13 protein-coding genes and 1 pseudogene are annotated in these 18211 nt (G+C 36.4%); 6 read left to right on the top strand and 8 right to left on the bottom strand.

Annotated elements, in window-relative coordinates:
• The first annotated feature begins 40 nt into the window (after positions 1-40).
• Both CVS84_RS05370 and CVS84_RS05365 read left to right on the top strand, forming a co-directional pair.
• On the top strand, positions 41-2128 hold the full coding sequence (locus CVS84_RS05370; RefSeq protein WP_107691468.1) for a dynamin family protein: 2088 nt from the start codon (positions 41-43) through the stop codon (positions 2126-2128).
• A complete protein-coding gene (locus CVS84_RS05365; protein WP_107691467.1) occupies positions 2121-3953 on the top strand; it encodes a dynamin family protein in 1833 nt (610 codons plus the stop codon). The genes CVS84_RS05370 and CVS84_RS05365 overlap by 8 nt, the downstream gene beginning before the upstream one ends.
• A 48-nt stretch (positions 3954-4001) precedes the next feature.
• Here CVS84_RS05365 and CVS84_RS05360 read toward each other — a convergent pair whose 3' ends face one another.
• Positions 4002-6455 carry a molybdopterin-dependent oxidoreductase gene (locus tag CVS84_RS05360; protein WP_107691466.1) on the bottom strand — a complete coding sequence of 818 codons (2454 nt, stop codon included), beginning with the start codon at positions 6453-6455 and terminating at the stop codon, positions 4002-4004.
• A gap of 161 nt (positions 6456-6616) precedes the next feature.
• On the opposite strand from CVS84_RS05360, the gene CVS84_RS05355 reads away from it, so the two are divergent.
• The 3 genes from CVS84_RS05355 to CVS84_RS05345 are packed head-to-tail and all read left to right on the top strand — an operon-like array spanning position 6617 to position 8121.
• Entirely contained in the window at positions 6617-6910 is a 294-nt protein-coding gene (locus CVS84_RS05355; RefSeq protein ID WP_107691465.1) for a putative quinol monooxygenase, read from the top strand.
• A gap of 32 nt (positions 6911-6942) precedes the next feature.
• On the top strand, positions 6943-7164 hold the full coding sequence (locus CVS84_RS05350) for a hypothetical protein (RefSeq protein WP_021091847.1): 222 nt from the start codon (positions 6943-6945) through the stop codon (positions 7162-7164).
• Positions 7165-7215: 51 nt separating this feature from the next.
• Positions 7216-8121, top strand: coding sequence for a hypothetical protein (locus CVS84_RS05345; protein WP_107691464.1), 906 nt, complete (start codon positions 7216-7218; stop codon positions 8119-8121).
• Between the two features lie 162 nt (positions 8122-8283).
• Here the strand turns inward: CVS84_RS05345 and CVS84_RS05340 are convergent, their stop codons facing one another.
• The 7 genes and pseudogenes from CVS84_RS05340 to CVS84_RS05310 form a co-directional block, all read right to left on the bottom strand.
• The gene (locus tag CVS84_RS05340) at positions 8284-11022 is read right to left on the bottom strand and encodes a M16 family metallopeptidase (protein ID WP_107691463.1); all 2739 of its coding nucleotides are present in this window, start codon (positions 11020-11022) and stop codon (positions 8284-8286) included.
• 74 nt (positions 11023-11096) lie between these two features.
• Positions 11097-11813, bottom strand: coding sequence for a transporter substrate-binding domain-containing protein (locus tag CVS84_RS05335; RefSeq protein WP_107691462.1), 717 nt, complete (start codon positions 11811-11813; stop codon positions 11097-11099).
• A 194-nt stretch (positions 11814-12007) separates the two neighbouring features.
• Positions 12008-12448 carry a methyl-accepting chemotaxis protein gene (locus tag CVS84_RS09820; protein WP_374057399.1) on the bottom strand — a complete coding sequence of 147 codons (441 nt, stop codon included), beginning with the start codon at positions 12446-12448 and terminating at the stop codon, positions 12008-12010.
• Positions 12449-13174: 726 nt separating this feature from the next.
• A pseudogene (locus CVS84_RS09815) lies at positions 13175-13786 on the bottom strand (nitrate- and nitrite sensing domain-containing protein); the annotation flags it as partial.
• Between the two features lie 555 nt (positions 13787-14341).
• Positions 14342-15115: a basic amino acid ABC transporter substrate-binding protein gene (locus CVS84_RS05320; RefSeq protein WP_107691460.1), complete on the bottom strand. Its 774-nt coding sequence runs from the start codon at positions 15113-15115 to the stop codon at positions 14342-14344.
• An 11-nt stretch (positions 15116-15126) separates the two neighbouring features.
• Complete coding sequence (locus tag CVS84_RS05315) at positions 15127-15855, bottom strand: amino acid ABC transporter ATP-binding protein (RefSeq protein ID WP_085658196.1); 729 nt, start codon at positions 15853-15855, stop codon at positions 15127-15129.
• Positions 15848-16558 carry an amino acid ABC transporter permease gene (locus CVS84_RS05310; RefSeq protein WP_107691459.1) on the bottom strand — a complete coding sequence of 237 codons (711 nt, stop codon included), beginning with the start codon at positions 16556-16558 and terminating at the stop codon, positions 15848-15850. Before CVS84_RS05310 ends, CVS84_RS05315 begins: the two co-directional genes overlap by 8 nt.
• 150 nt (positions 16559-16708) lie before the next feature.
• On the opposite strand from CVS84_RS05310, the gene putP reads away from it, so the two are divergent.
• Positions 16709-18196, top strand: a complete 1488-nt coding sequence (gene putP, locus CVS84_RS05305; RefSeq protein WP_107691458.1) for a sodium/proline symporter PutP — start codon at positions 16709-16711, stop codon at positions 18194-18196.
• Positions 18197-18211: the final 15 nt, after the last annotated feature.

Below are 18211 nucleotides of genomic sequence, written 5' to 3'. Positions count from 1 at the left end.
ACGTAATAAAATCTAAAAAATTTCAAAAAAAGAATCTTTAATGGACGAGTTTTTAAATCACGCTTGGCATTTAAATAAAATTTACGCTAACACTGATGCGAGCGTACCTTTTTACCCAGATCTACTGGCGCTTCTTTTATCTTGTGATGAGAAAAATTTAGATGAGTTTATGGCCCTTGCCGAGTTTAGAACTATCTTAAAAAAGTTAGGCGTAGGACTTGATATCTTTAGCATACAAAGTGCACAGCTAGCCACGCTAAAAGCGTTAAATGAGGCAAAAATTTCAAGCGATGAACTCGTAACCCGCTTACAAAAGCTATGTGATGAAAAGATAATTGGCCATAAAAAATTTGATTTTTTAATAAAATTTATAAGCAAAAACTCAAATCAAAATAAAGCAGAAATTTCTAATACAAAACCAAAAGATCACTTTCACAAGAGCTTGGATTTTCTAAATGAGATAAATGAAAAAGCAAGCATGCTTGATGAAGATAAAGAATTTTTACTAGCTTTAAAAAACGCCAAAAAAAGATCAAACGAAACGCTTTTTAACATCGCAGTAAGTGGCGTCATAAACTCTGGCAAATCAACCCTTTTAAATGCGCTTTTAAACAAATCCGTCCTAGGCACTTCAAATGTGCCTGAAACCATAAATTTAACCATCTTAAAGCACGCATCAAATAGCCATGCAAAGGTAAATTTTTATAGCCAAGACGAGCTAGAAAAGCTTGGACTTTCAAGCGAAAATCTACCAGCTAGTAGCGTAGAGATCAGCCTAGATGAGATAAAAAACTATACATCTTCAAGCTCAAAAACAGCAAATCTCGTAAAAAGCGTTGAGCTTTATGATGACTTGGAGCTTTTAAGAGATAATGTCTGCATTATAGACACTCCTGGCATAGATGATACGATCGTTTTAAGAGAGCAAATAACTACAAATTTTATGAAAGAGTGCGACCTTTTGGCTCATCTCATGAATGCTTCGCAAAGCGCAACGCAAAAAGACGCACTATTTTTGAAAAAATGCCTTGAAAACTCGCACATCGTAAGAGTTGCTATCGTGCTAACTCACGCTGACGAGTTAGACGCAAAGGGTATTAATGAAACGCTTAACTACGTAAAAAAGGCGATCGGCGAGCAGATAAATGATATTAAGATAGACTATTTTGCCATTAGTGCAAAAGCTTATCTTGATGGCGCTTTAAATAGTGGCGTGCCGGAGTTTAAAGAGTATCTTTACGATGTGCTTTTTGGTAAAGACTCTAAAAAATCAGCTCTCATTTTAAGCTCATATCAAAAAGAATTACAAAATATTTTAAAAACAAAACTCGAAGCCACAAAGGCTGAAATTTTAGAGCTTAAGGCCTTTGGTTTAGAGCTAGAAGCTTTGCAAAACGAGCAAGCAAATATCAAAAATTCTCTTAATGAAAATTTCACAAAACTTGAAAGGCTTTTAGAAACCGAGCTAAAAAAACTCGATGATAAAAATGCAAAAAATATCTATAAAATGGGGCTTGAAGCACTACTACAAAATCTAAATGAAAAGCTTAATAGTGAGATCGCTTACTGCAAAAGTAAAAGAGAAAATTTAAATCTAAAACGTCTTACACAAATAGCAAAAACTACACTTTGTGACGGAGTTGCGGCACTTATGAGAGAGGCTAGAAATGAGACTTTGGTGCAGACAAAGTCATGCGAGCAAAATATTGCTTTAAGCTTTGATGGCTTTAAGGTGAGTGAAAATAAGATTTTTAGTATAAATGACTTTTTAAAGCAAATGGGCGTAGAGCTTGATTTTAGCGAGCTTTTAGATGAGCTTGAAGCTAAAATTTTAAGCAAAAATGAGCCAGATGAGGCGCTTTTGAGTTTAAGACAAAATTTACTTAACAATAAAAGCATATCGCAGTTTTGTGAGACGCTAGCAGAACATGAAAAAAAGCTGCTAAAAGAGCGAGTAAAGGCTTATGAGATGAGCCAAAAAGAGGCTTTAAATCAAAGGCTTTTAGTTCTCAATGAAAAACTTAATGAGCTAAATTTACAAAATCAAAGCTCAATTTCAAAGCTTAAACAAAAGACCTCCTTGCAAGATGAAATTTGCTCACTTTTAGAGGATATTAAAAATGTTTAATGAGTTTATAAATGCCTACAAAGCGAGATATTTTAAGGTCTTTACAAATGATTTTAAGGGCGAGCTAGCTAGGCTCGTAAATGATCTAAACGATCCTAGTTTGCATATAAGCGAGCAGATAAAAGAGAGCTTAAATTTACTAATAGACACTCTAAATGAACCACCGCTAATAGCCGTTATCGGTCAATTTTCAAGTGGAAAATCAACATTTTTAAACGCACTTCTTGGTCAAGATATCTTGCCATCAGGACTAACTCCAGTCACCGCAAAAGCTGTGAGGCTAAAATTTGCAAAGATGCCACTTCTAAGCGTGAAATTTATAAACGGTAGCGAAAGCCTGCTAGCAAGTAGCGATCTAGCCGAGCTAAATAAGTTAGGCGAGCAAGTTTCTAGTATGACGCTTTATGCGCCAAGTGAAATTTTAAAAGAGATAAATTTCATCGACACTCCTGGCCTAAACTCGCTAAGAGATACTGACACAAAAGAGACAAAAAATACGCTAAAAAAGGTTAGTGGTGCGATATGGCTAAGCCTTGCAAACAACGCCGCAAAGGCAAGCGAGCTTGAAAGTATCAAAGAAATTTTAAAAGCCAATGATCTAAAAGCGATCTGCCTAATCAACCAAAAAGACAAGCTAAGTGAGGAGGAGCTTGAAAGTTTACTAAAACACGCTAGGCAAACTTATGGCGAGCTTTTTGAGGATATCATCGCTATCTCGTCAAAGCAAGCTCTTCTTGGTATAACAAATAATGACAAAAGCCTACTTGAAGCTTCAAATTTTAACGAAGCTCTAAAGGCTATTAAAGAGTGCTTTTTAGACAAGAGTTTTAAAGAAAATTTCATAAAAGCAAGGGTAAAAAAGATCGTAAAACTCCTAACTAACGAGCAAGAAAAACAGCTAGAAATTTATGATAATGCGCAGTTGATTTTAGATGAATTTAGTGGCTCATTAGATGAGAGGCTAGAGGCGATAAAAGAGGAGTTTAAACCAAAGATCGCTTTAAGATATAGTCAAATGAGTGAAGTTATAAAACTTGCTGCCGATGAGGTATTTAAGCTACTTAAGCCTTTTTCAAAGACAAAATTTAACGCTTCAAAGACGCTTTTAAACAAAGAAATTTATAAGCGTGAAAATTTTGAGGTAATAAGTCTTGATAGCGACGAAGTCTTTTCAAAACTTATCTACGAAGATGTGGTTTTTAATAAATTTTTTAAACGCTACAAAAAAGATTTAAAAGAGCTAGAAAATACAATAACCTCAGCGTTTAATGAGCTTTATAAAAATTTAGAGGATAAATTTTTAATATACAAATCTCGCTATGAAAATTACGCTAGCTTTGATGATCAAGCCTTGGCTTACGAAACAAAATTCATAAATACCTATGCCGGACGGACATATGAAAATTTTTTAAGAGAGTATGAAACGGCTAAATTTAAGGCCACACAAAAGGTCTCTTTGTTTTTTGAAAAGCTTGATATAAAGCTAGCCTCAAACTATGAAAACGCGCTCAAACTCGCGGTTTATTTTATAAAACAAAAGATAGAAAAGACGCTAGAATCGCATCTGCAGATGAATACGCCACTTTATATTCCAAGCGCAAAAGATGTCTATGAGCGTATGCTTGATGCATTTAGTCTTTATGAGTTTGAAGCTTTAATGTGCTCAAATAGCTCGTTTTTAAATAAAATTTTGCTTGATATAAAAAGCGATTTTAATGAAATTTATACTTTAAAAATAGCAATGCTTGATGGCTTAAAAGAAAGAGTTAAAGAGCAAATCTCAAAGATCGAAGAGCTTTGTGAAAATTCATTGCTATTAAGATAAATAAAATTTTTAAATCTTAGAGCTATCCATTTAAGGATAGCTTTTATTTTATGCGTGCATTATACCGATCTTTGGTGCGTCAAATGCTGTCACGCGCTTTGGCACTCCTTTAAATTTCTCGACATTCACAAGGCTTGTGTGAGCGGTATTGCTCTGGCTCATCTTGCTTGATGGTACGTCTTTTGTGAGCACATTTAAATTTCCGTGCAAGCAAAGGCTCTTTTCGCCCGGTTTTTCAGGGTCATACCAAGCACCTTCGCTTACTATTACGACATTTTGCGGCACGTCCTCGGTCACAAATGCACCGCACAAAATTTCGCCCCTGTCGTTAAACACACGCACCACGTCGCCCATTTTTATCCCTCTAGCCTCGGCTGTTTTTGGATTTATAAGCACTGGCTCGCGCTCTGCGATCTCGTTAAAGTTGCGAAGTACAGAGTTATTTAGCTGCGAGTGAAGTCTAAATTTAGAGTGCGCGCCGCTAATTGCGATAGGATATTTTTTATTTTTTGCACCCAGCCACTCAAATGGCTCAAGCCAAGCTGCATGCGGTGGGCAGTCATCATAGCCAAAGCCAGCAACCGTCTCAGAGTAAATTTCTATCTTGCCAGATGGCGTTTTTAACGGATTTGCCACTGGATCGTCGCGGAATTTCTTGTAGTTTGTAAAGTAGCGTTTTTTCTCATCGATCTTGTCAAATCTAAAATATCCCTTCTCCCAAAATTCCTCAAAGCTAGGCATGCTCTCATACCCAAGCTCAGCAGCCTTTTTAACGGCATCTTCATATATTGTCTTGACCCACTCTAGCTCACTTTTACCCTCGCTAAATGCCTCTTCCCTGCCCCACTCTTTGGCGATCAGCCTTGCGATCTCAAAGTCGCTCTTACTCTCGCCAAATGGCTTAACTAGTGGCTTAATGGCAAAGAGATATTCGCTTGTAGAGTTTGCTATCTCGATGTCTGTTCGCTCGTACTCAAGTGCAGCTGGCAAGACAATGTCGCTAAATTTAGCTGTACTTGTCCAAAACGGCTCGCAAGTGATGATAGCATTAACGTTTCGCATAGCTTTTATCGCTCTATTTGCGTCAGGATGCCTTGTGAAAGTCGAGCCATTTGCGTTAAACATCACTCTAACCTTTGGCAGTTTATAGCTCTTGCCATTTCTTGTTATCTCCTTACCTGGCTTAAGAAGTGCGTCTATTAGCCTTGAGTTTGGCATGTCATAGCCCTTTGTCTTTGGTACCAGCCCACTATCAATAAATTTTTGAGGCACCTTCGTCTCAAACGCCGCTAGTTTAGGCGCTATGAAGCTCTCATCAGCATTTTTGTGCATGCCGTCATTTGTGACAAAGCCACAACCCTCTTTGCCGATGTGTCCAAGCATCGCATTTAGCGTCACAAGCGCCCAGTATGCCATCTCACCGTGATCTTGCCTTTGTATGGCATAGCCACTAACTATGACTGAGTCGTTTTTAGCTAGATCTTCGCTAAATTTCGCAAGATCTTGCTCGCTAACGCCACAAATTTTACTTGCCCAAGCTAGGTTTTTATTGATCCCGTCAGTTTTGCCAAGCATGTACTCTTTAAATTTATCAAAGCCAACGGTGTATTTTTCTATAAATTCTTTGCTGTAAAGCCCTTTTTCATAAAGGTAGTTACACATACCTATCATCATCGCCGTATCGGTGCAAGGCACGACTTCAAGGTATTTTGAGTCAAAGTATTTTGCGCTATCGTTGTGATAAACGTCAACGCTATAAATTTTTATCTCGCCGCTCTCGCCTTTTTTTCTGATCTCGTCATAGTATTTATATGAGTTATGAAGCGGCACGCCAATGGCGATCTTGTTTGAAACTACTGGGTTTGTGCCCCAAAATACGATCGTTTTGGCGTTTTTTAAGATAGCCTCCCACTTTGTTGGCGCTAGCGCAGGATCGACAAAGCCAGTGACGTGAGGCATGATGACAGTCGCTGCGCCGTATGAGTAGCCACCAAGCTCATTTACGTAGCCACCAAGTACGTTAAGTAGCCTTTTTGCGGTCTTTTGGCTGTGGCCAACTTTGCCGAGGCTACCCCACTGATAAGCCTGTCCGTAGATCGCTTCAGCGCCGTATTTATCAAAATTTTCTTTTAAAATTTTTGCACTTAGCTTTATAGCCTCGTCCCAACTCACACGCACAAATTCTTCTTTACCACGAAGCTCTGGCTTTGGGTTGTTTGGATTGGCTAAAAAGCTCTTTCTAACAAATGGATATTTTACTCTACTCTCGTTTTGGATGTAGTCAATGACTGCGTTATTTAGCTCGTTTGGATAAGCATCGCCCTCAAATGGCACGGTCTCAACCACGCGCCCTGCGATAGTTCTTACATAAAATGGGCCAAATTTATTTGCGCTTAGTCCGCTTTTCTTGTCAAATAACGCTTGCTCTGCGCTGCCAAGCTCTTTTGCTTGGAGGCTCGCCGCACCTAATGCGCTTAATCTTAAAAAGTCTCGTCTTTTCATTTTCTCTCCGATTTTGGTTAAATTTATTGTTTTTGGTTGGTTTTAGAAATTATAAATTTAGGGTTTTGTATCATTTCATCGTTTAAAGGCCTTGTAATGTAATACGCAAACTTGCGTCTAAATTGCGCTATTTTAGCCAAAAATTTTTAAAGGATGGGCAGATGATTGGATTTTATGTAAATGTAAAGTTAAAAGCTGGGTGTGAAGCGAAATTTGAAGAAATTTTAAAAGAGATCGTGCCAGCTTCAAGGAAAGATAAAGGCTGCATAAGCTACGAGTGCGGCATAGTTGCGGGCGGTAAAAATGAATACTGTTTTATGGAAATTTGGGAAGATCTTGCAAGCCAAAAAGAGCATATGAAAAGCGCTCATATGGTGAAAAATGCAGCCGCGTTGGAGGCTTGCAAAGAGAGCCAAGAGGTAAAAATAGTAAATTTTGTGAGCGTAAAGGAATAATATTTGCTTTAAAAAGGGCAAAATCCACAAAAATGAGCGAAGAAAAAATGCTTGAGATGATAAATGCGACTGCTGATATTATATTTATGGCCGTACTTAGGGGGCGAGTGAGCTTTGAGGCTTGCAAAAAAGATAGGGAATTTATCGACTCTTTAAGAGAAGAGCTACTTGGCAAAAATCCAAATAAATTTAAAATCGCCCAAAACTCATACCAAATGATCGCCATTTTTGAAAAATACCGCAATAAAAAATAATTCCACTTAAATTTTAAATCCATTTGCCGATATTGTGTTAAAGGATTTGACATGATAAACGCACTAAATGGATTTAATCAAAGCTTTAACTACCAAGACGCTTTTAGTAAGCGCCAAGCCACAAACGCAAATTTAAATAAAGTAGAAATTCCCACCAAAACTGCGGACATCAAGCACCTATCGCTCTCTGGTTACTCGTCAAATGATAAAATTTCTATCTGGGGCAAGATGAACGGGCTTGATAGCTCTATGGGCAAAGATGAAGTCGCTAGCCTTAAAAATTTCGTTGATAGCACGAAGCTTTGGAGGTTAAATTCCATCCTAACTAGCGAGAAAAACGGCTTTAGCGTAGATGAGTTTAACAAAACCTACAAAATATCTACTAATGTCACCAATACTCTTGGCGCTCTAATCAATAATCACGACAATGGCACACTTCGTCTAAGCCGTGAGGCTACAAATTTACTAGACTCTGATCTAAGCATAGATGAATTTAAAGACAAATGGCTGGAATTTACCGCCGAAAGGATACTTGGCGAGCATGCAAATATGAAAATTTCTTTTAAAGACGGAGCTTTACATTACGAACAAAGCTCGGATAAAAAACGTATAGAATTCTTAGGTCAGCCTATGTTGCATCGTGTGAGCTACGCTGATAAAAATAGCAAAGATGAGTTTTTAAAATTTCTAAAAACAAGTTATGAAAAGGGTGAGAGCATCGCTGATGTGCTGCAAAATATCGCCCTTACGCCAGTTAGAGAAAATGGCGATGAAGAGATGGAAGAAGAGAAATTTAAGCCTATGCAAGTTACCAAAAAAAGCTTGACTTACACGGATAAAGATATAAAACGTGAGTTTTTTGAGGAATTTATCAGGCGTGAGGTCGAAAATGGCGCAAGCTTTGATGAACTAGTGCAAAAGCTAAACAAGCTAAAGCCAAAGGACATACTAGCTTAGCTTTAGGTTTAAATTTTGGGGCTGGCTTGGCTCTTTAAATTTCTACTTAGATTTGAATTTAAAGAGCCAATTAGCCAACTAATTTAAAAAGCTAGCTTATCTTAATAAGTTTTTACTCGCGTTTAAATTTTTAAGAGCCAGCCAGCTTGACTCACTAAATTTCTACTTTGGATTATTTATACTTATCACCATATTTTTATCATCAAGATATAGCTTAGCTGCCTCTTTGATCTCGTCATTTGTGATAGCTTTTACCGTACTTATGTACTCCTCAGCCGTATAAAGTGGCGTGTTAAAAATTTTATTTGAGATGATGAGCTTTTGCCAAAACTCAGGCTTTTCGTAATCTTTTTTTATAGAAATTTCACTCTGTGCCTTAAAATCCTCCAAATGCTTTGGCAAGATCGCGCCACTACTCTTGATGCTAGATATTATCTGCTTTATCTCGGTGATGATCTTGTCCGTGTTTGCAGGATCGCATGTAAAGCTAATTAGTATATCTGAATGCTCAAAAGGATAGCGTGAGAGCTTGGCATTTAGGCTAAAGCCGTATGTTTGGCCCTTATCTTCTCTGATCTTTTCGCGAAGCGCTGTTTTTAAAATTTCACTTAATGCCCTTAGCCTAATCGCTCCTTCAAAGCTATATTTTGCGTCAGAATTTATGATATTTATGCTAACATCGCTTCTTTTTGTGCTTTGATACTCCCTTTTAAAGGTGTGCTGACCTTTGATACTTCGCACGCCATCATCTTTAAACTCTTCAGCCTCGCCAAGCTTTGGTAAAGTGGCGATATACTTTTTGACAAGTGGCAAAAGCCTCTCTTCGTCGGTATCGCCGACGATTACAAAAGTATATGAGGCCGCGTTTGTAAATTTATCTTTGATGATCTCTTTTAGCTCATTTAGCTTTATCGCGTCGATCTGAGCCATCTCAAGCGGCGCGACACGTTTATTGTTTTCATAAAAAAACTTGCTAAATTCGGTGCTAAATTTATATTCAGGCAAATTTTGCTCTTTACTTAGCTCATCTTTTGCTCTTTGCTTTATCCTCTCAAGCACGTTTGCATCGGCTCTTGGAGCGTTAAATTCTAAATTTATAACAGCTAGCAGCGAGCTAAGATCGCTGGTGCTTGATGAGCCATAAATGCCTTGCGTAAGCGCTTCTATGCCCTTTTCATAGCTTACGATCTTTCCATTTAGTGCCTTTGAGAGCTCATAGTTATTAAATTTACCAACACCACTTTCATTTGTGAGCGCCACCGCAAAGCTACCAAGCTTTGGATCAGCCAAATTTGATGTGCCTCCTTTACTGACGGTCGCAAACAAAATACTATCTTTTTTAGTAGCTAGTGGCTTAAAGATAACTTGCGAGCCATTTTGCATTTTGTAGGTATAAATTCCATTTTTTTCATCAAAGCTTCTTGAGTTTATCTCTTTTGGCTCTAAATTTTCATTGCCTAGACTCTTGTCGTTATTGCTACCAGATAGGCTTGTGTTATAAGCAGGCGCCTTGGCAAAAAGCTTTAAAAACTCATCTTTGCTAAGCCTAAAGCCATCTTTGCTAAAAATTCTTACACGCTCATCAGAAATGGCCAAAATTTGCCTAAATCTATCATTCACGTCAGCTAATGTAATCTCGTTTAATAGCTTTAAACTAAGCTCTTTGTCGTCTTCGTCGCTTAACACAAAGCCACCATTTTCTATCATATTTAAAATTTGTCCTGCGTAAGCGCTTGATTTTTTAGTCTTTGAGCGTTTAAATTTTGCATCTACATTTGCCACAAACGCCTTTTTTACATCTTCAAAATCATCTTTATTAAAGCCAAACTCTTTAACGCCTTTTATAACACCAAGCATATCTTTAAGGCTTGCGTTAAAATCGCCTCCAAGTACATTTGTTTCGAAACTATAAATTTTCTGCTTTGCTTGAAGTGTTTGAGCTATAAAATCAGTGCTTAAATTTGATGAATTATTTGCATTTTTTTGCTCATAAAGCATATTTATTAGGCTTGCGATAAGTGCATCTTCTAGATTTCTTTTTGCGTCAGCTTCATTTAAAACTGGACTAAATTTATCAAAATAGCTAAGTCTAACTAGCTCCATTCCAGTCTCATTTGAGTCGTAGTTAAAAATATTTAAACCACTTTTAAAGCTGATATTTTTTTCTGGATGAATGTAAGAATTTGTATTTTTTGCTTGGCTAAAGCTTTTTTCGATTAAGCTTTTTATCTCATTTTTATCAAAGTCGCCAACAGCGACAAAGCTCATAAATCTTGGCTGATAAAGCCTTTCGTAAAATTCTTGCATGTGCTTAGCATCTACGCTTTTGATGACGTTCATATCGCCTATTGGCACTCTTTTTAGATAGATACTGCCCTCAAAAATATCCTTTGTTTGAGCCAAATAAAGCCTATATCCTGGCGTATTTCTCTGACGCTCCTCTTCCATTATGACGCCACGCTCTTTATCAAGCTCCTTAGGATCGATTTTAACGCCATCTATCCAATTCGAAAAGACCTTAAACGTATCTTGTAAATTTTTCTCATTTACATTAATCGTTAAGATATAGCTCGTCTGATCGTAGCTCGTCTGCGCGTTTAGATCGGCTCCAAATTTTACACCAAGGCTCTCAAGCTGTTTAATGAGCTCATTTTTACTAAAGTCACGGCTGCCATTAAATGCCATGTGCTCCAAAAAGTGAGCAAGACCTTGCTCGCCGTCTTTTTCATCAGTTGAACCAGAATTTATAACAAGATAAAAAATAGCTGTTTTTTGTGGAAATTTATTCTCTTTGATATAGTATTTTAGCCCGTTTTTTAGCTCCCCATTTAACATATCTTTATCGTTTTGAAGCGCAAAAAGACCCATTACTAGGCAAAAAAGCAACAAAATTTTTCTCATTATTTTCCTTTTAAATTTTAATCGATAGACAAAGCAGAATTTAGCATAAGCCTGCAAATTTGCAGGCTAGAAGATTATTTTAGATCGTATTTTTTAAGTAAAGCTTCGTAGCTTCCGTCTTTTTTCATATCATCTAAAATTTGATTTATTTTCTCTATTAACGCACTCTCTTTTCCTTTATCAAAAGCTATTGAAAAGCCCTCGCTGCCATCAACTTCTTTGAAAAATGCTTCAAGTTCTGGATTTTTCTTAATAAAGCCATATCCGATAGAGCTATCAAGGATGACTGCGTCAAATTTACCAACTTTTAATCCCATGATGAGTGGCACAGTATCTTCTGAAGGCACTATTTTTACGCCATTTATAGCATTTGCTGCTAGCTCTTGGACGGTGCCTTGTTGCACGCCAACTCTTTTGCCAGCTAGCTCTTCTTTAGCTTTTAATGCGTCATTATCTTTTTTCTTTAGATAGAGGTTTTCAGTTAGATAGTATGGCTTTGTAAAATCAATCGATTTTAATCTATCTGAAGTCGCACTCATCGCACTTATAATGCCATTTATTTTGCCGGCTTTAAGCGCTGGGATAAGGCCATCAAAACTCATATTTATGATTTTATATGAAAAGCCTGCACGCTTTGAAATTTTATCGATCAGCTCGATATCAAAGCCTGTTATTTTGTTGTTCTCATCGATATATTCAAATGGCGGATAGTTCGCCGCTGTGCCAAATTTTAGCTCGTTTGCACAAAGAGCAACAAAAGCTGTAAGTAAAAGAGCAAAGATCTTTTTCATAATAGTGTCCTTTAAGGTGATTTAGTGGCTTAATTATCAGTATTTCTCTATTAAAAATTGTTTAAATTTACAATAAAAGAAAAATGCTACAAATAATCGTATAGCAAAGTAGCATATAAATTTTTATAGATAAGTTCTATCCCTTAATTATTTTAAGGGATAGAATAATAGGAGCTCTAAGAGTAATTCAAAGATTAAAATTTATTTTTTCTAACTTCGTTTACTATTGCCTTAGCCATGTCGTCAACATCAGATGTTACTTCATTTGCTTTATTGACAATTACTACATTTTCTTTTGTAAGTGTGTCTATTTGCGCAACTGATTGGTTTATCATATTGATTCCTTCACTTTGCTCTTTTATAGATTCACTCATTTCATTGATTGATTGAGCTAGTACATTTGTATTTGCTTCGATCTCTGTTAGAGATTTTTGAGTTCTCTCTGCTAGTTTTCTAACCTCATCTGCAACAACCGCAAAGCCTCTGCCGTGCTCTCCTGCACGTGCTGCCTCGATCGCGGCATTAAGAGCTAGTAAATTTGTTTGATCAGCTATATCTCTAATAATAGTTATGATGTTTTTAATCTCATCACTTTGTCTAATAACATCAGATGTTTTTTGAGATATTGCATTCATAGAGCTTGACATTTGCTCTACTGCGGCAGCAGACTCTTGAAGTGAGTTTGCTTGTACATTTGCGCCTTGAGTTAGTTCTTTCATTGACTGACTTAAAGCCTCAGCCTTTTCTTCTAGCACATGAGCTTGATCTAAATTTGCTCTTAACATCTTGGCTATTTCTTCACCAAGGGCATTTATACCAACCGCCATTTTGCCATCATCTTCAAGCCTTTTAGTAAAGTCTTGTTTTTTAAAGCTTTCTAGTAGATTTAACACGTCATCGCCATTTTCCGCAATAGCATGTTTAAGTGCGATTTGTAAGTCTTTGAAAGTTTGTTTTAGCTGGCTAAGCGCAGGATTTGAAGTATCTGCATTAAGCTGAGCTACGTAGTTACCTTTGCCAATTTGATTTACAAAAGTATTTGCTTCTTTAATGAAATTATTTTGCTCAGATAAATTTGCCTCGATTTGTTTGATATTCTCATTTATCAGTGCACTCATCTGTCCGATCTCGTCGCTACCACTACGATCTAAAAATTCAGCTTTATTAGTTTTGTTATTTAAAAAGTCAAAAAACTTAACTAAGCCATTTTTAGTCTGATCTATGCCAGAGATCAAATTTTTACCTATCAATGTAGATACTAGCAACATAAGCAAAATACAAATCGCAATCACTATTGAGCTAAAAATAAGTTGGGTATTTGCTTCACTTTTTATGTGTTGTGCATCCTTTTGCATACTATCTAATAATTTTAGCTCAAGCTCCCTCATCGCATCTATTGAAATACTTATCTTTGAAAACCAACTCGGTGCGTCATAGGATGCATCTTCTGTAGTAACTACATTTTTAATAATATTCATCGCATCTATAAAATCAGCCTTTTTTCTAGCGATGGCATCAAATTCATCGCTAAATTCTTTTGGATTGTAATCGTCAAAATCCTGCATAAATTTATTTATGACGCTATTTAGTGCAACTACTTTGTTATAGTCATCTTTACTTATGCTCTTTTTAGTAAAAATTCCATTTAAAGTAGCACGCAAAATACCAAAAGACTCTTTTATCTCACCAACAATAATGATACGCTTTAGATCATCTACCAAGCTAGGCTCAAGCTTATCACTATATCCATTTATAGCAATGACCTCTTTTCTTAAAATTTTTGTTATACGGCTAATTAGATCATTGCCACTTTTTTGATCTACATTTGAGCGGATACTATTTATCTCTGGAGCTATTTCATTTTTCTCTTCAAGCTTATCAAGCGCAGCATCTACTTTTTTACGCTGCTCTAATAAATTTTTATTATCCCCTCCTGCTAACACGCCTGAGCTAAATCCGCGTTCTTTTTGCATCTCATGGATAAAATTATTTTGATTGATTATTGTATCCACGATTTTCTCGCTAAACTCTGCTTTTGAACGAGTTTTTAAGATACCATTTAGCATGTATGCACTCATGATACCAAGGCCAATAAGACTGACGATAACTATCGCCATAATCTTGGATTTAATACCTAGATTATTCATTTTCTCTCCTTTTAGTTTTTCTTAAATATCTGCTTCGAAAAATAAAGTCATACGACTTTAATACTTAAAATTTATCAACCAAAAAATGCTTTTGGTTATTTTTATAAAAAATATTGATTAGCCTATTTATGTAAAATTTTAATTTATATTTAGCTTTATTAAATAGTAGGAATTTTTTAACAAAATTGTGATACATACAAATAGAAAATAGCACATTTAAAATAAATGCCGTTCTCATCCTGAGAAGCTTCATTTTTTCTCCTTGAAAATAATTAAGTCATTTTATTAATTTTACTTTTAAAAGATGTTAAATTTTAAAAATTAGAAAAAAGTGAGTTTTTGCAGAGAATTCCTGCTTCTCTGCAAATTTTGTATTTAAATTTATTTCTTTAATCCATATTTATCTAGCATTTTGTCAAATTCGCCAGATTTTTGTAGCTCATCGATCGCTGCGTCTATCTTCTTGATAAGCTCAGCGTGTTTGCCTTTATCAAACGCCATTGCAAATCCTTCCGTGCCATCAGGAAGTCTTAAAAATTCTTCTAAATCTGGATTTTGTTTTAAATATTCAACCCCTATCGGACTATCAGTTAGTACAACGTCGATTTTACCAGCGTTTAGTGACATGATGGCAGCTGCTACATTTTCAGCAGGTATCGACTTAGTGGTTATGCTTTTGGCTGCTTCTTCTTGAAGTGTGCCAACTTGAGCTGAAATTTTCTTATCCTTAAGGTTGTCTTTATTTACATCTGAGCCTTTTTTGCGGATAAATAAATTCTCTGAAAAATAATATGGCTTAGTGAAATCAACCGATTTTCTTCTCTCATCAGTTGCGCTCATTCCGCTTATAGCAATATCGATTTTACCAGTTTTTAATGCTGATATCAGCCCATCAAAGCTCATATTTGCAACATCAAATTTTATTCCAGTTTTTTTGGTGATCTCATTTAATAAATCTATCTCAAAGCCAACAATTTTATTGTTTTCATCAAGATATTCAAAAGGTGGATAATCAGCACTCGAGCCAACTTTATAAACTACATTTTTACTAGCTTCTTCGGCATTATTTACTGCATTTTTTTTATTAGCATCATCGCCACAACCTAGTAAAAATAAAACCAAGCTTGCCATCAAAAATTTTAAAATTTTACTCATTTTCTACTCCTTTAATGATTTAAAATTTTACCTAAAAACTCTTTTAAACGCTCATGTTGTGGATTTGTAAAGACATTTTTTGGTGTGTCATCAACTGCGATTTTGCCTTTATCCATAAAGAAAATTCTATTTGCCACATTTCTCGCAAAGCCCATCTCATGGGTCACAACAAGCATCGTTATGCCCCTTGCAGCAACATCTTTCATAATATCAAGTACCTCTCCGATCATCTCAGGATCAAGCGCACTTGTCGGCTCGTCAAAAAGTATCACTTCTGGCTCCATCGCTAGGCTTCTAGCGATCGCAATACGTTGTTTCTGTCCGCCTGAAAGCTTGTGTGGATAGGCGAATTTCTTATCGCTTAGTCCAACACTTTTTAGCAACTCATCAGCTCTTTTTTCTGCACTTTCTTTATCCAAAATCCCAGCTTTTATTGGAGCTAGGGTTAAATTTTGCAAGACGTTTTTATTTGCAAAAAGATTAAAGTGCTGAAAAACCATGCTCACTTTTTGGCGAATTTTATTTATATCTGATTTTTTATCTAAAATATCTTCGCCATTTATCTTTATGTGCCCGCTATCTGGCTCCTCAAGGCGGTTTATACAACGTAAAAACGTACTTTTACCGCCACCACTTGGACCAATTATCGCTATAACTTCACCCTTTTTTATATCTACGCTAATATCATTTAAAACTCGCAAATCGCCATAACTTTTATTTAAATTTTTAATCTCAATCATGGCGGTTTAATCTCCTCTCAAGTAGTTTTGTCAAAAGTGTAAAAAATTTAACACTCACATAATAGACAATGCCTGTAAAAATGACTGGCTCTGGACTATAAAAGACCGCTTGCAAGCTCTTGCTTTGCATCGTAATATCAACAACGCTTATATAACCCACGACTGATGTCTCTTTAAAAAGTGAGATAAACTCATTTGCAAGAGCTGGTAAGATATTTTTTGTAGCTTGTGGAAAAACTATCTCGCGCATCGAAACATAGTAGTTTAGGCCCATCGCACGAGCCGCTTCCATTTGTCCTTTATCTACACTGTTTATGCCACTTCGCACGATCTCCGCCACATAAGCAGAGCTATTTAGCCCAAGTGCGATGAGAGCTACATAAAAATTATCACTCCATGTTGCAAAAATGACAACTGAAAATATTAAAAGTTGAAGTATTACAGGTGTTCCACGTAAGATATCGATATATTCATCGATTATAAAATTTAAGACTTTGATATTTAAAAATTTAATAAACGCCAAGGTAAATCCAAGTGTTATGCCTATGACAATACCGCCTATAGTAAGCCCTAAAGTCACTCCATAACTTTTGATATAAGCGATCTCTTGAGCCTCACTAAGATCTCTTGGATATAAAAAATATGCTCCAAGTGAGACGATTATTATAAAAAATAGAAATTTAGCTAAATTTTGAGCCTTCAACTTTGTCCTTCTCTTTAAAATATGGCTTTAAATAATACGAAAAAATTTATATCATTTTGCTTAAAAGCGTTTAAGGATCGGCGCTGAATGTTGTAATTTAAAAAAATTTATATTAACATAAGCCATTTATCTTAATTTGAAAGGAAATTTATGAGCTTTGGGTCTTATTTAGCCATCGCCATCTATTTTGGCTTTTTGCTCTTTATCGGACGATATTTCTACGATAAAAATGCAAGTATGAACGAATATCTGCTAGATAACCGTCGAATGGGTCCAGTAGTTACTGCACTTAGTGCTGGTGCTTCTGATATGAGTGGTTGGATGCTACTTGGCGTGCCCGGAGCATTATACGCAACTGGCATAGCAAATGTGTGGATGATAATCGGTCTTATCATTGGAGCTTACTGCAACTATTTATTTTTAGCAAAGAGGCTTAGAATTTATACTGAGGTTGCGAGTGATAGCATCACGATACCAGACTTTTTAGAAAATCGTTTTAAAGATAGGACTAAAATTTTAAGAATTATCTCTGGTCTTATCATTTTAATCTTTTTCACACTTTATGTAAGTAGCGGCATCATCGCTGGCGGAAAGACATTTGAGAGCTTTTTTGGTTTAAAATTTGCCTACGGAGCGGTCTTTACACTTGTTATTGTGGTCTTTTACACATTTTTTGGTGGATTTAAAGCAGTTAGTATAACTGACGCATTTCAGGGGCTTTTGATGTTTTGTGTCCTAGTCTCGATCCCAGTCGTGGCATATCTAAATTTAGACTTGCCAAGCGATACAAATTTACTAAAAGAGATAAGCAAGCTTGATGCAAATCACCTAAATCCATTTAGAGATCAAACTTTTTGGGGAATTTTAGGACTTATGGCTTGGGGATTTGGCTATTTTGGTCAGCCACACATCATTGTTAGATTTATGGCGATACGCGATTCAAAAGAGCTTGCTAAAGCAAGAAGGATTGGCATTGGCTGGATGAGCATTGGGTTGCTTGGTGCGATTATGAGCGGACTTATTGGCTTTGTCTACTTTAGTCAAAGAGGCGGGCTTAGTGATCCTGAGACGGTGTTTCTAAAGCTTGGTGAGCTACTTTTCCCACCATTTTTTATAGGTATTATCATCTCAGCTGTGCTTTCAGCGATCATGAGTACTATCTCAAGTCAGCTTTTAGTTACATCTAGCTCGGTAACAAAGGACTTTATCTTTGCATTCTATAAAAAAGAGATTAGTCAAAATACACAAACAGCGATCAGTCGCTATGCTGTCGTAGTAGTAGCCATAGTTGCTACTGTACTTGCTTTTATCTCAACAGATAATGTTCTAAACGTCGTTGGCAACGCTTGGGCTGGATTTGGTGCTAGCTTTGGGCCAGTGCTACTTTTTAGCCTCTACTGGAAGCGCATGAGTGCACTTGGAGCATTAGCTGGTATGATAGCTGGAGGTGCGACCGTAATATTTTGGATAACATCAGGGCTAAACGCTTATGTTTATGAAATTTTGCCTGGCATCATAGCGTCTTGCATAGCGATCATTAGCGTAAGTATCTGGGGCGATGCGATAAATAAAATGACAAGCGAACCTCACGAGCAAGTCATAAAAGATGAATTTGAAAAGATGAAAACAAGGCTTTAAGCCTAAACTTACAAG

Source organism: Campylobacter concisus (assembly GCF_003048575.1).
GTDB lineage: Bacteria > Campylobacterota > Campylobacteria > Campylobacterales > Campylobacteraceae > Campylobacter_A > Campylobacter_A concisus_U.
The sequence above is the reverse complement of the archived record's forward strand: the minus strand, read 5'-3'. Positions and strand labels throughout refer to the sequence as shown.

Coding starts and splice junctions, on each gene's coding strand:
- CVS84_RS09820 (WP_374057399.1), bottom strand. CDS start 12,448: ATGAATGCAATATCTCAAAAAACATCTGATGTTATTAGACAAAGTGAT.
- CVS84_RS05360 (WP_107691466.1), bottom strand. CDS start 6,455: ATGAAAAGACGAGACTTTTTAAGATTAAGCGCATTAGGTGCGGCGAGC.
- CVS84_RS05315 (WP_085658196.1), bottom strand. CDS start 15,855: ATGATTGAGATTAAAAATTTAAATAAAAGTTATGGCGATTTGCGAGTT.
- CVS84_RS05350 (WP_021091847.1), top strand. CDS start 6,943: ATGAGCGAAGAAAAAATGCTTGAGATGATAAATGCGACTGCTGATATT.
- CVS84_RS05335 (WP_107691462.1), bottom strand. CDS start 11,813: ATGAAAAAGATCTTTGCTCTTTTACTTACAGCTTTTGTTGCTCTTTGT.
- CVS84_RS05365 (WP_107691467.1), top strand. CDS start 2,121: ATGTTTAATGAGTTTATAAATGCCTACAAAGCGAGATATTTTAAGGTC.
- CVS84_RS05355 (WP_107691465.1), top strand. CDS start 6,617: ATGATTGGATTTTATGTAAATGTAAAGTTAAAAGCTGGGTGTGAAGCG.
- CVS84_RS05320 (WP_107691460.1), bottom strand. CDS start 15,115: ATGAGTAAAATTTTAAAATTTTTGATGGCAAGCTTGGTTTTATTTTTA.
- putP (WP_107691458.1), top strand. CDS start 16,709: ATGAGCTTTGGGTCTTATTTAGCCATCGCCATCTATTTTGGCTTTTTG.
- CVS84_RS05370 (WP_107691468.1), top strand. CDS start 41: ATGGACGAGTTTTTAAATCACGCTTGGCATTTAAATAAAATTTACGCT.
- CVS84_RS05340 (WP_107691463.1), bottom strand. CDS start 11,022: ATGAGAAAAATTTTGTTGCTTTTTTGCCTAGTAATGGGTCTTTTTGCG.
- CVS84_RS05345 (WP_107691464.1), top strand. CDS start 7,216: ATGATAAACGCACTAAATGGATTTAATCAAAGCTTTAACTACCAAGAC.